Origin of the sequence: Rhodosalinus sp. K401 (genome assembly GCF_041365735.1) — a bacterium.
Taxonomy (GTDB): domain Bacteria; phylum Pseudomonadota; class Alphaproteobacteria; order Rhodobacterales; family Rhodobacteraceae; genus Rhodosalinus.
Map to the genome: position 1 here is coordinate 1 of NZ_JBGFSI010000005.1, position 13251 is coordinate 13251.

The window sequence follows — 13251 nt, forward strand, 5'->3', positions numbered from 1 at the left end:
GGCCGCGCCCGCGCCCGACCTCGCCGCGCCGGCCACCGACGGCGAGGCGCCGCGCGCCCCCGAGGCGGCACCGTCCCGGCCCGCGCCGCCCGCCGAGACGTCCGATCCGGTCGCACCCGACGCCCCCGCGAGCGACAGCGATTTCGCCGCTCCGGATGGCCCGGAGGCACCCGCCTTGCCGACGGACGAAGAGACGGCGGCCGAAGACGGTCGCGCCGGGCTCGGCCGGCAGGCGGGCACGATCGGAAACCTTGCGCCCGAGGTGCGAATCAACCGGTTGCCCGGCGCGGATGCGCGCGAGACGGAGACGGAAACGGCACCCGCCCCGCGCGCGCCGCTCGAGCGCTTCGCCGTCCCGTCCGACGCGCCCGCCGGCGCGCCGCTCATGGCGATCGTTCTGCTCGACGACGGCCCGGGCCCGTTCGGCCCGGAGGCGCTCGCGGGCTTCCCCTTTCCCCTGACGGTGGCCGTCGATCCCGACTGGGAGGGGGCGGAGGCGGCGATGCGGGGCTATCGCGCGCAGGGGATCGAGGTCGCGGTGCTCGGCGCGCTGCCCGACAGCGCGGGCCCCCGTGACGCCGAAGTCGCGATGCAGGCATGGGCGCGCGCGGTGCCCGAAGCGGTGGCCGTCCTCGAGGCCGAGGTGGGTACGCTACAAGGCAGCCGCGCCCTGTCCGAGCAGATCGGCGCCATTCTCGCCGATACCGGCCACGGGCTGGTCCTGCACTCGCAAGGGCTCGACACCGGCGCGGCGCTCGCGGCGAGGGCGGGCGTGCCCACGGTCACGATCTTCCGGGAGATCGACGCCGAGGGCGAAGACAGCAACGCGATCCGCCGCAACCTCGATCAGGCGGCGTTCCGGGCACGCACCGAGGGCGCCTCGGTCATGCTGGGACGGCTGCGCGCGGAAACGATCAGCGCGCTCCTGCTCTGGGGGCTTCAGGATCGGGAGCGCAACGTGACGCTCGTGCCGGTGTCGAAGGTGCTGATGCGCGGACAGGACGCCGAGTAGCCTGGCGCCTCGTCGGGCCCAGACAAAGACGGGCCGATGCTCGCCCCGCCCGTGCATCCGGCATCGCCGTCGAGACCACGTTCGGGATGGCGCGCAAGGGCCTTCGAAGGCCCTTGGCAGCGCCCGGCTTCAGGCGTTTCCGGATCCGGTGAACCGCGCGGCGTCCTCGGCCGCCCTGCGGATGGCGCGGCTCTTGTTCACCGTCTCCTGCCATTCGGCCTCGGGGTCGCTGTCATGCACGACCCCGCCGCCGGCCTGGATGTAGAGCTTGCCGTCCTTCACGACCGCGGTGCGCAGCGCGATGCACATATCCATGTCGCCGCCGGCCGAGAAATAGCCCACGCCGCCTGCGTAAAGGCCGCGCTTTTCCGGCTCGAGCTCGTCGATGATCTCCATCGCGCGCACTTTCGGCGCGCCCGAGACCGTGCCCGCCGGCAGCCCGGCAAGGAGCGCCGAAAGCGCGTCCTGATCTTCCGAAAGCTCGCCCACCACGTTCGAGACGATATGCATGACGTGGGAATAGCGCTCGATCGTGTACTGCTCGGTGGGGCGCACGGTGCCGATCTTCGCCACCCGCCCCACGTCGTTGCGGCCCAGATCGAGAAGCATCAGGTGCTCGGCGCGCTCCTTCTCGTCGGCCAGAAGCTCTTCGGCCAGCGCGCGGTCCTCCTCGGGCGTCGCGCCGCGCGGGCGGGTGCCGGCGACGGGCCGGATCGTCACCTCGCGGTCGAAGACCCGCACGAGGATTTCCGGGCTCGCCCCCACGACCTGGAAATCGCCAAAGTCGAAGTAGAACATGAAGGGCGAGGGGTTGGTGCGCCGCAGCGAGCGGTAGAGGGCGAAGGGCGGCAGCGGGAACTCCTGGGTCCAGCGCTGGGAGGGAACCACCTGGAAGATGTCGCCGGCGCGGATGTAGTCCTTCGCCGTCTCGACCGCGGCGAGATAGTCGCTCTTGGAGAAGTTCGACACCGGCTCCGCGATCACGCCCGCGTCGCCCATCTCCCGGCTCGCCTGCGGCAGCGCGCGCTCGAGGTCGCGGACCGCGTCCATCACGCGTTCGGCGGCCTGCGCATAGGCCGCCCGCGCCGAAAGGCCCGATGCCGCCCAGGCGGGCGCCACCACCGTGACCTCGCCCTTTACCCCGTCGAGCACGGCCACCACCGACGGGCGTAGCAGCACCGCGTCGGGCACGCCCAGCGGATCGGGGTTCACCATGGGCAGCCGTTCGACAAGGCGGATCATGTCGTAGCCCAGATAGCCGAAGAGCCCTGCCGCCGCGCGGGGCAGGTCGTCGGGCATGTCGATCCGGCTTTCGGCGATGAGCGCGCGCAGGTTCGCCAGAGGGTCGCCAGCCTCCACCTCGAAGGCATCGGGGTCGAAGCGCGCGGTGCGGTTGATCCGGCTTTCCGTCCCGCGGCACTCCCAGACGAGATCGGGCTTCATGCCGATGATCGAATAGCGCCCGCGCACCTCGCCGCCGGTCACGGATTCGAGCATGAACGCGTCGCGCGACGGGCCGGCGAGCTTCAGCATCAGCGAGACGGGCGTATCCAGGTCGGCCGCGAGCCGGATCCAGACAAGCTGGTTGAGCCCCGCCTCGTATCCCGTTTCGAACGCGGCGAAATCCGGAGTGATGCTCATCGGGCCAACCTTACTGGAACTGGGCGTGAACGGCGTTGATCGCGGCCTGGTCGAGTTGCACGCCGGCACGGGCGCGGATCTCACGGAGATAGGCCTCGAACAGGTCCTGCGCGATCCCGCCGGAGACCTGCCGCTCGATCGCCTCGGCAAGCTCGGCGGTGGCGGGGTCGTCGCGGTCCGGCGGCGTCGCGGCGTCGAGCCGGGCGATGACGACGCGCCCGTCGCCCTCGATCACGCGAACCTCGCCGGTCTCCATCTCGAACACGGTCTCGAGCAGACGCTCCGGCGCGTCCGGCACGAAGCCCGACCGCGTGGCGCCCTCGGTCACGGTGGCGTCGCGCAGGCCCATGGCCGCGAAGCGCCGCCCCTCGCGGAGCGCGGACGCGATCTCCTCGGCCTCGGCGGCGAGCGCCTCGAGCGCGCGGGCACGCTCCCATCCGGCGCGCACCTGCTCTTCGACCTCGTCGAAGGGGCGCGGCGCGGGCGGCAGCGTGTCGTCGAGGCGCAGGGCGAAGATCCCGCCGTCGCCCAAGGTCTCCACCGCCGGGTAGTCGTCCTCTCCGACGCGCGAGGCGGCGGTGCGGAAGTCCTCGTAGGCGGCGATCCCGTCCTCGACGCCCGGGTGCCAGTCGATCTGCCCGAGACGCATCTCCGTCTCGGCGGCCAGATCCTCGAGCGTGGCGCCGCCGGCGAGCAGGTCGTCCATCCCCTCGGCCTGGTTCTCGACCACGCGCCGCGCGCGCGACATCGCCAGTTCCTCGCGGAGAAGCTCACGCGCCTCCTCGAAGCTCGTCTCCTGCGCGTTCAGGATGGCGTTGACGCGGTAGAGCGCGGGGCCGAGGGGGGAGGGGGCGGGGCCCACCACGTCGCCGGTGCCGGCGTCGAAGACCGCGCCCGCCGCCGCGTCGAGCTCGTCGCGCGACACATCGCCGAGATCCACGTCCGACAGCGTCAGGCCGCGCTCCTCGACGAGCGCGTCGAAATCGGTCTCTCCCGCCTCGAGCCGCGCCATCGCCTCCGCGGCGGCGGTCTCTTCGGCGAAGACCAGACGCTCCACCAGCCGCCGTTCGGGCTGGTTGAACTGCTCGGAGCGCTCCTCGTAAAGCTCGCGCAGCGCCGCCTCGTCCACCTGCACCGTGTCGAGGATCATCTCGGGCGTGAGCCACGCGTAGGTGATGGCCCGCGTCTCGGGCGCCGTGAACGCGTCGATGTTGGCCTCGTAGTAGGCGCGAAGATCGCTCTCGGTGGGCTCGGGCAGCGGGGTTTCGAGGTCTTCTGGGGCCAGGGTCGCCCAGGTGAAATCCCGGCGCTCGCCCAGATAGCCCAGAAGACGATCGCTCAGCGCGTCGGGGGCGGGGGTGCCGGCAAGCACCGCGCCCTGCACCAGCGTGCGCGCGGTCTCCTCGCGCAGATCTTCCTCGAATTCGGCCTCCGTCAGGCCCACACTGTCCAGCCTGACGCGGTAGGCTTCGCGGTCGAACGTCCCGTCGGGGCCCTGGAAGGCGGGGATTTCGCGAAGCTGGCCGGCGAGCGTCGCATCGCCCACCGAGATACCGAGCCGCGCGGTCTCGTGGTCGAGCGCGGCGGTGGTGATCAGCCGCGCCAGCACCTGCTGGTCGAGCCCCGCGGCACGCGCCTCCTGGAAGGTGACGGCGCGGCCCGTCTCGGCGCTGATCGCGCGCAGCTCGTCCTGCAGCGCGCGGGCATACGCATCGACCGAGATCGGCTTGTCGCCCACGGTGCCCACGGTGCGGATCGTGCCCGACAGGTTCGTGGCGCCGAACCCCGCGAGGCCGATGATGAGAAGCCCCAGAAGGATCCAGACGAGGGTTTTCGAGATGCTGGCGCGCGCGGACATGACGTCTCCCTTCGGAACCTGGCTCGGGTTGTCTAGTGGCCGCCCGGCGCGCTCGCAAGCGGGAACGGAAGCGCCGCCAGCCGCTCGAAGAGCGCGTCGATGCCGGCCCGGTCGACGTTGGCGTAGGCGATGCGGAGCGCGCGGGCGCCGGAGGCGTCGTCGGCCGGCGTGAACATCGTCCCGGGCAGGGCGAGGACGCCCGCCTCGCGCACCAGCGCGGGGGCGAGCGCGTCCGAGGGCATCTCGAACGGGTGTTCGAGCCAGGCGAAATAGGCGCCCACGCCGTGCAGCCGCCAGCCCCGGTCCTCGAGCCGGGCCATGCCGTCGCCGATCGCCGCACGGCGGTCGAGGATCTCGGCCCGCTCGCCCGCGAGCCACTGCGCGAGGTTCCGCATCCCCCAGAGCGCCGCGCGCTGGCCAAGCTGGGGCGCGCAGATCGCCACGGTGTCGAGGAACTTCTCCGCCTCGGCGAGGATCGTGCGCGACGCGACGAGTGCGCCGGTGCGATGCCCGGTGAGGCGGTAGGCCTTGGAGAACGAGTAGAGGTGGACGAAGGCTTCCGGCCAGTCCGGGTCGGTGAAAAGCGCGTGCGGCGGACCGGTGCGCGCGTCGAAATCCCGGTAGGTTTCGTCGAGGATGAGCACGAGGCCGCGCGACCGCGCGAGCGCGTAGAACTCCATGACGAGTTCGGGAGGGTATTCCACGCCGCCGGGGTTGTTGGGCGTCACCAGCACGATGGCGCGGGTGCGCGGCGTGACAAGCGCGGCGGCGCGCTCGGGATCCGGCAGCAGCCCGGCACCCGTCGGCAGCGGCACCGCGGCGACGCCGGCCATGTCGAGCCACATCTTGTGGTTGAAATACCACGGGGTCGGAAGGATCACCTCGTCCCCCTCGCCGGCAAGCGCCGCGATCGCGGCGCAGAAGGCCTGGTTGCAGCCGGCGGTGATCGCCACCTGCTCGGCCGCGATCTGCCCGCCATACCCCGCGCCCCAGCGCCGCGCGATCTCGGCGCGCAGCTCAGGGTGGCCGAGCACGGGGCCGTAGAGATGCACCTCCGGCTCTTCCTGGACGAGCCGTGCCATCTCGGCGCGGAGCGCCTCCGGCGGGGGATCGACGGGCGCGGCCTGGCTCACGTTCAGAAGCGGCCGGCCCGGGGGCATCTCTGCCCCCTCGAGCCAGCGCCGCGCCTCCATCACCGGGGGCGCGAAGGTGGCGGCGGTGCGGCTGGTCATGCTGCGGCCGCCACGGGATCAGTCCGTGCCGCGATAGGGTTCGACATACTGGAGCGCCATGTCCCAGGGAAAGAAGATCCAGGTGTCCTGGCTCACCTCGGTGATGAAGGTGTCCACCTGGCCGCGGCCCATCGGCTTGGCGTAGACGGTGGCGACATGCGCATTGGGCATCGTCGCGCGCACCACCTCTAGGGTGCGGCCCGTGTCCACGAGATCGTCCACGATCAGCACGCCCGTGCCGTCGCCCACAAGGTCCATGTTGGGCGCCTTGATGATGCGGGGTTCGGTGCGCTCCTGGTGGTTGTAGGATTTCACGCTGATCGTGTCGACCGTGCGGATGTCGAGCTCCCGCGCGACGATCATCGCCGGCGCCATGCCGCCCCGCGTGATCGCCACCACCATCCGCCAGCCGCCGTCGCCGGGTCCGTGCCCGTCGAGCCGCCAGGCCAGCGCCCGGGCGTCGCGGTGAAGCTGATCCCAGCTGACGTGGAAGCCCTTTTCGTGGGGAAGTCTGTCCATTGCCTCAGCCCTTGGTGATGTCCGGCGCGTCCACGGCCTTCATGCCGACGACGTGGTAGCCCGCGTCCACGTGATGCACCTCCCCGGTCACGCCGGAGCCGAGATCCGACAGCAGGTAGAGCGCCGACTTGCCGACATCCTCCAGCGTCACGTTGCGGCGCAGGGGCGAATTGTACTCGTTCCACTTCATGATGTAGCGGAAATCGCCGATGCCGGAGGCCGCAAGCGTCTTGATCGGGCCGGCGCTGATCGCGTTCACGCGGATGCCGTCCTTGCCCAGATCCTCGGCGAGATAGCGCACGCTCGCCTCGAGCCCGGCCTTGGCCACCCCCATGACGTTGTAATGCGGCATCACGCGCTCGGCGCCGTAATAGGTCAGCGTGAGGCAGGAGCCGCCTTCGCTCATCATCTTTTCCGCGCGGGCAACGACCGCGGTGAAGGAATAGACCGAGATGTCCATGGTCGTGGCGAAGTTCTCGCGGCTCGTGTCCACGTAGCGGCCGCGCAGTTCGCCCTTGTCGGAAAAGCCGATGGCGTGAACGATGAAATCGAGGCGGTCCCAGCGCTCCTTCAGCTCGGCGAAGAGCGCGTCGATGGAGGCCTCGTCGCCCACGTCACAAGGCAGCACGATGTCGCTGCCGAGCTGGGCGGCCAGCGGGCCCACGCGCTTCTTGAGTGCTTCGCCCTGGTAGGAGAAGGCAAGCTCCGCCCCGGCGCCGGCGCAGGCGCGCGCGACGCCCCACGCGATGGACTTGTCATTCGCCAGCCCCATGATTAGTCCGCGCTTGCCCGCCATCAGGGTATTCGTCATGGGCTGTCTCCTGCCTGTCCCGCGCCTCGCCGTCCTTTAGGCGATCGACTTGGGGGCATCAAGTGCGGCCCGGACAGCGCCCCTGTACGGCGCGAGGAAGGAGAAGGCGATGAGCGACCGAACCGGCATCTTCGAGGGCGACGATCCCTTCGCCATCGCGCGGGCCTGGCTGGCCGAGGCCGAGGCGCAGGAGATCAACGATCCCAACGCCATCGCGCTCGCGACGGTGGACGAGGCGGGCCTGCCCAACGTGCGCATGGTGCTGCTCAAGGAGATCGAGGCCGACGCCTTCGTCTTCTACACCAACTACGACAGCGCCAAGGGCCGCGAGATCGCCGCGGCGGGCAAGGCGGCCTTCGTCATCCACTGGAAAAGCCTGCGCCGGCAGATCCGCGTGCGCGGCACGGTCAGCCGCGAGGACGGGCCCAAGGCCGACGCCTATTTCGCCTCCCGCTCGATCAAGAGCCGGCTCGGCGCATGGGCCTCGCGCCAGTCCGAGCCGCTCGAAAGCCGCGCGGCGCTCATGGCGGAGGTGGCCCGCGTGGCGGCGCGCAGCGGCACCGCGCCCGCGCGGCCGCCGCATTGGGGCGGATTCCGCATCACGCCTCTCGAGATCGAGTTCTGGGCCGACGGCGCCTTTCGGTTGCATGACCGCTTCCGCTGGCGCCGCGCGGGCGCCGACGCGGCGTGGGACATTGCCCGGCTCAACCCCTGAATTGACCCGACGCGACGGGTGTCGCCGCATTCGGCACGCTGGTAAGCGGTTGAAACGTTGCGCCTTAATTAACTTGCAATCGCACGCCGCTTTGGCGCAACACTTGCCATGGGGATGAAATTGATTGGATGCGGAGTGACGGACTCCATCGAAGAGCCGCGCCGCTTGCGGGGCCATGTGAAGTGGTTCGACCCTGCGAAGGGTTTCGGGTTCGTGGTTGCTGAAGAGGGCGGCCCCGACATCCTGCTTCATGCCAATGTCTTGCGGAACTTCGGGCAGAGTTCGATCGCCGATGGGGCGCAGGTCGAGATCACGGCGCAGCAGACCGCGCGCGGGATGCAGGCGGTCGCGGTGCTCGACATAAAGCCGCCCGAAGGCACCGGTCCCGCGACCCTCGCGGATTTCGAGGGCTACGACCCCGAGGAGTTGCGCGCCGCGCCCCTCGAGCCCGCCCGCGTGAAATGGTTCGACACGGCCAAGGGCTTCGGCTTCGCCAACGTCTTCGGCCGGAGCGAGGACGTCTTCGTTCATATCGAGGTCCTGCGGCGCTCCGGGCTTGCCGATCTGCAGCCCGGAGAGGCGCTGGCGGTGCGCGTGATCGAAGGCAAGCGCGGCTTCATGGCGACGGAGGTGCTGGCATGGGAAGCCGCGCTCTCGGAAAAGCGCTGACGCTCGCCCTGGCCGTCGCGGGCGGCACCGCGTCCGCGGGCGCGTGCCGCGAGGACGCCGTATGGCTGCGCGGCGACTGGGGCGAGGCACGGTTCACCGTCGAGGTCGCCGACGACCCCGAGGAGCGCGCGCAGGGCCTGATGTTCCGCGAAAGCCTGCCCGAAACCGCGGGGATGCTCTTCGTCTACGAGCGTCCGCAGCCGGTGGCGTTCTGGATGGAGAACACGCTCATCCCGCTCGACATGATCTTCGCCGACGTCAGCGGCACGGTCCGCCGCGTTCATTCGAATGCCGTGCCGGGCGACCGCACCCCGATTCCCGGCGGGCGCGAGATCTTCGCGGTGCTCGAGATCAATGGCGGCAAGGCCGAGGCGATGGGAATCGCACCCGGCACCGAGATGCGCCACCCCGCCTTCGGAGACGACGCCGCCTGGCCCTGCGAGTAGGGCTTTTCACCCGGCCCGCTCGCGGGTATTGAAGCGCCAGTCGGGGCGTAGCGCAGCCTGGTAGCGCGTCTGTTTTGGGTACAGAAGGTCGTGAGTTCGAATCTCGCCGCCCCGACCACGAAGGCCTTTCCCCAGACTTCTGCGGCCCCTCCGCAACACTGCACGAAACGCGCCCCGCGCAGCCTCGGACCGCGCCGGTATCGAGGTTGCGCGCGTAACGGGCTGACGTAGCGTCCGTTTTGCTGGCAGCGACTCCGGAGCGGGGCAGGGCGGGCTACGGAAAAACGCGCGGGTCAAGGCCAAAAAGCCGCGCGCAACGTTAAAAATTCCGTTGACGGTCACCGCCCAATTACGCCAGTTTGTGTGGGCGCTCTGAGCCACCACAAGATGTAGTGCCGGCGCGCAGGGACAGAAACGCTAGACAAAAGCATGGGCGCGTCCGCCGGGCGCGCGGCCGGGGGTCCGACGGATCCCCGGACAGAGCAGGGCGGCCAACAGGCGGCGGCCCGGCCGGATGGCGCCGCCGTCCGGAAATGGAACGACCGACACGGGGATTGCGGGCACATGAAGATCGACAGAAAATTCACGAAGGCAGGACAGGACGCGTATACCGGGCTCGACTTCGTCACCACGGCCTCCGAGATTCGCAACCCCGACGGCACCGTCGTGTTCCGGCTCGACGAGGTGGAGGTTCCGGCCTCCTGGAGCCAGGTCGCCTCGGACGTGATCGCGCAGAAATATTTTCGTAAGGCGGGCGTGCCCAACAAGCTGAAGAAGGTGCGCGAAAAGGACGTGCCGGAATTCCTGTGGCGTTCGGTGCCGGCGGACGACAATGACGGATTCGGCGGCGAGACGCGCGCGCGGCAGGTCTTCGACCGGCTGGCGGGCGCCTGGGCGTATTGGGGCTGGAAGGGCGGCTACTTCACGACCGAGGAAGACGCGCGCGCCTACTACGACGAGATGCGCCACATGCTGGCGACCCAGCGCGCCGCGCCCAACTCTCCGCAGTGGTTCAACACCGGCCTGCACTGGGCCTACGGCATCGACGGCCCCAGCCAGGGCCATCACTACGTGGATTACAGGACCGGCAAGCTCACCAAGGCGAAGTCGGCCTACGAGCGCCCGCAGCCGCATGCCTGCTTCATCCAGTCGGTGGCCGACGACCTCGTGAACGAGGGCGGCATCATGGATCTGTGGGTGCGCGAGGCGCGGCTCTTCAAGTACGGCTCGGGTACCGGCACGAATTTCAGCCAGCTGCGCGGCGAGGGCGAGAAGCTCTCGGGCGGCGGCAAGTCCTCGGGCCTCATGGGCTTTCTGAAGATCGGCGATCGCGCGGCGGGCGCGATCAAGTCGGGCGGCACCACGCGCCGCGCGGCGAAGATGGTGATCTGCGACGTCGACCACCCCGACATCGAGGCGTTCATCAACTGGAAGGTGATCGAGGAGCAGAAGGTCGCCTCCATCGTCGCCGGCTCGAAGATGCACGAGGCGCGGCTCAACGACATCTTCGCGGCGATCGGCGCCTGGGACGGCGCCGTCGAGGACGCGGTGGACCCGGCGAAGAACGCGTCGCTGAAAACCGCGATCCGCGCGGCCAAGAAGGGCCAGATCCCGGAAACCTACGTGAAGCGTGTGCTCGACTACGCGCGGCAGGGCTACACCTCGATCGAGTTTCCGACCTATGACACCGACTGGGACAGCGAGGCCTATGCCAGCGTCTCCGGCCAGAATTCCAACAACTCGGTGCGCGTGACCGACGCCTTCCTGCAGGCGGTGCGCGACGACGCCGACTGGGAACTCTACCGCCGCACCGACGGCGAGGTGGCGAAGACCGTCAAGGCGCGCGAGCTCTGGGAGCAGATAGGCCACGCCGCCTGGGCCTGCGCCGATCCCGGCATCCAGTTCCACGACACCGTGAACGCCTGGCACACCTGCCCCGAGGACGGGCCGATCCGCGGCTCGAACCCGTGCTCGGAATACATGTTCCTCGACGACACCGCCTGCAACCTGGCCTCGATGAACCTGCTGAGCTTCCTCGAGGACGGCGTGTTCCAGGCGGACGACTACATCCACGCCTCCCGGCTCTGGACCCTCACGCTCGAGATCAGCGTGCTGATGGCGCAGTTCCCGTCGAAGGAGATCGCGCAGCTCTCCTACGAGTTCCGGACGCTCGGGCTGGGCTACGCCAATATCGGCGGGCTGCTCATGCAGATGGGCTACGGCTACGATTCGGACGAGGGCCGCGCGCTCTGCGGCGCGCTCAGCGCGATCATGACGGGCGTGGCCTATGCCACCTCCGCCGAGATCGCGAGCGAGGTCGGCCCCTTCGCTGGCTACGAGCGCAACCGCGCGCACATGCTCCGCGTCATCCGAAACCACCGCAACGCGGCCCACGGAAACGGCCACGGCTACGAAGATCTCGCGGTGAAGCCGGTGCCGCTCGACCATGCGAACTGCCCCGACGCGCGGCTGGTGGAGCTCGCCATGGCGGCCTGGGACGAGGCGCTCGCGCTCGGCCAGAAGCACGGCTACCGCAACGCGCAGGCCACCGTCATCGCGCCCACCGGCACGATCGGGCTGGTGATGGATTGCGACACGACCGGGATCGAGCCCGACTTCGCGCTGGTGAAGTTCAAGAAGCTCGCGGGCGGCGGCTATTTCAAGATCATCAACCGCTCGGTGCCGGCCGCGCTCGAGAAGCTTGGCTATGGTTCGGCCCAGATCGAGGAGATCGTCGCCTACGCCGTCGGCCACGGCTCCATCGGTCAGGCGCCGGCGATCAACGTGTCGACGCTGCGCGCCAAGGGTTTCGACGACGCGGCGCTGGCGCGCGTGGAGGCGGCGCTCGGGCAGGCCTTCGACATCCGCTTCGTCTTCAACCAGTGGACGCTGGGCGAGGAGTTCTGCCGCGAGCGGCTGGGCATCGCGCCCGAGAAGCTCAACGATCCCTCCTTCGACCTGCTGCGTCACCTGGGCTTCACCAAGGCCGAGATCGATGCCGCGAACGACCACGTCTGCGGAACGATGACGCTGGAGGGCGCGCCCTACCTCAAGGACGAGCACCTTTCCATCTTCGACTGCGCGAACCCCTGCGGCAAGCGGGGCAAGCGGTTCCTGTCGGTCAAGAGCCACATTCACATGATGGCGGCCGCGCAGAGCTTCGTCTCGGGCGCGATCTCCAAGACGATCAACATGCCCAACGACGCCACCATCGAGGACTGCCAGAAAGCCTACGAGCTTTCCTGGAGCCTCGGCGTGAAGGCCAACGCGCTCTACCGTGACGGCTCCAAGCTGTCGCAGCCGCTCGCCGCCGCGCTCGTGGAGGACGACGACGAGGCCGCCGAGGTGCTGGAAAGCGGCACGCCGCAGGAAAAGGCGCAGGTGCTGGCCGAGAAGGTGGTCGAGAAGATCGTGGTCAAGGAGATCTCCCGCGCCGCGCGCAGCAAGCTGCCGGAACGTCGCAAGGGCTACACGCAGAAGGCCATAGTGGGCGGCCACAAGGTCTATCTGCGCACCGGCGAATACGCGGACGGCCAGCTTGGCGAGATCTTCATCGACATGCACAAGGAGGGCGCGGGCTTCCGCGCGATGATGAACAACTTCGCCATCGCGGTCTCGGTTGGCCTGCAATACGGCGTGCCGCTCGAGGAGTTCGTCGATGCCTTCACCTTCACCAAGTTCGAGCCCGCCGGGCTGGTGCAGGGCAACGACTCGATCAAGAACGCGACCTCGATCCTCGACTACATCTTCCGCGAGCTTGCCGTGAGCTATCTCGACCGGACGGATCTCGCCCACGTCAAGCCGGAGGGCGCGACCTTCGACGACCTCGGCCGCGGCGAGGAGGAAGGCGTGTCGAACGTCAGGGAACTGTCGGAAAGCACGGCGTCGAAGTCGCTGGAGGTGCTCAAGCAGATCAGCTCCACCGGCTATCTCCGCAAGCGCCTGCCGCAGGAACTGGTGGTGCTGCAGGGCGGCCAGCCCTCGGCCCGGGGCTTCGCCCGGCCCGACGACGCGGCGGCCCCGCTGCAGACCCTCGCGCCTGAGACGACCCGCACCAGCGCCACGGTGATGGCGGCGACGGCGATGATGGAAACCGCCGCTCCCCTCGACGCCGCCACCCGCGCGCGGATGCAGGGCTACGAGGGCGAGGCGTGCGGCGAATGCGGCAACTACACGCTGGTGCGCAACGGCACCTGCATGAAATGCAACACCTGCGGGGCGACCTCCGGGTGCAGCTGATACCCGCGACAGCGGGTTTCCGGGGCGCGGCGGTGCCCGTCCCGGCCGGCGTTCAGGCGACAGGCGAGAAATCCGAGCGGTGAATACAAGCCTGGACTGCGAAACTCAC

Annotated in this window: 10 protein-coding genes and 1 tRNA gene; 6 read left to right on the forward strand and 5 right to left on the reverse strand. The window is 69.5% G+C overall.

Features of this window, described 5'->3' with window-relative positions:
* Positions 1 to 1012 (forward strand): divergent polysaccharide deacetylase family protein (locus AB6A66_RS07475; protein ID WP_371055403.1); only part of this gene is annotated, 1012 nt, incomplete at its 5' end.
* Between the two features lie 129 nt (positions 1013 to 1141).
* On the opposite strand, the gene trpE is transcribed toward AB6A66_RS07475, so the two are convergent.
* The 5 genes from trpE to fabI are packed head-to-tail and all read right to left on the reverse strand — an operon-like array spanning position 1142 to position 7073.
* The gene (gene trpE / locus AB6A66_RS07480; protein WP_371055404.1) at positions 1142 to 2653 is read right to left on the reverse strand and encodes an anthranilate synthase component I; all 1512 of its coding nucleotides are present in this window, start codon (positions 2651 to 2653) and stop codon (positions 1142 to 1144) included.
* A 10-nt stretch (positions 2654 to 2663) separates the two neighbouring features.
* Positions 2664 to 4511, reverse strand: coding sequence for a peptidyl-prolyl cis-trans isomerase (locus AB6A66_RS07485; RefSeq protein ID WP_371055405.1), 1848 nt, complete (start codon positions 4509 to 4511; stop codon positions 2664 to 2666).
* Between the two features lie 32 nt (positions 4512 to 4543).
* A complete protein-coding gene (locus tag AB6A66_RS07490) occupies positions 4544 to 5743 on the reverse strand; it encodes an aminotransferase (RefSeq protein ID WP_371055406.1) in 1200 nt (399 codons plus the stop codon).
* 18 nt (positions 5744 to 5761) lie between these two features.
* Positions 5762 to 6262, reverse strand: coding sequence for a xanthine phosphoribosyltransferase (gene gpt / locus AB6A66_RS07495; RefSeq protein ID WP_371038369.1), 501 nt, complete (start codon positions 6260 to 6262; stop codon positions 5762 to 5764).
* 4 nt (positions 6263 to 6266) lie between these two features.
* Positions 6267 to 7073, reverse strand: a complete 807-nt coding sequence (gene fabI / locus AB6A66_RS07500; RefSeq protein WP_371055407.1) for an enoyl-ACP reductase FabI — start codon at positions 7071 to 7073, stop codon at positions 6267 to 6269.
* Positions 7074 to 7182: 109 nt separating this feature from the next.
* On the opposite strand from fabI, the gene pdxH reads away from it, so the two are divergent.
* The 5 genes from pdxH (at position 7183) to AB6A66_RS07525 (ending at position 13142) form a co-directional block, all read left to right on the forward strand.
* A complete protein-coding gene (pdxH, locus tag AB6A66_RS07505; protein ID WP_371038371.1) occupies positions 7183 to 7788 on the forward strand; it encodes a pyridoxamine 5'-phosphate oxidase in 606 nt (201 codons plus the stop codon).
* A gap of 135 nt (positions 7789 to 7923) precedes the next feature.
* On the forward strand, positions 7924 to 8457 hold the full coding sequence (locus AB6A66_RS07510) for a cold-shock protein (RefSeq protein ID WP_371038372.1): 534 nt from the start codon (positions 7924 to 7926) through the stop codon (positions 8455 to 8457).
* Positions 8427 to 8903: a DUF192 domain-containing protein gene (locus AB6A66_RS07515; RefSeq protein WP_371055408.1), complete on the forward strand. Its 477-nt coding sequence runs from the start codon at positions 8427 to 8429 to the stop codon at positions 8901 to 8903. The genes AB6A66_RS07510 and AB6A66_RS07515 overlap by 31 nt, the downstream gene beginning before the upstream one ends.
* A gap of 41 nt (positions 8904 to 8944) precedes the next feature.
* Positions 8945 to 9021 (forward strand) — tRNA-Pro (locus tag AB6A66_RS07520).
* A gap of 446 nt (positions 9022 to 9467) precedes the next feature.
* A complete protein-coding gene (locus AB6A66_RS07525) occupies positions 9468 to 13142 on the forward strand; it encodes a vitamin B12-dependent ribonucleotide reductase (protein ID WP_371055409.1) in 3675 nt (1224 codons plus the stop codon).
* Positions 13143 to 13251 lie beyond the last annotated feature (109 nt).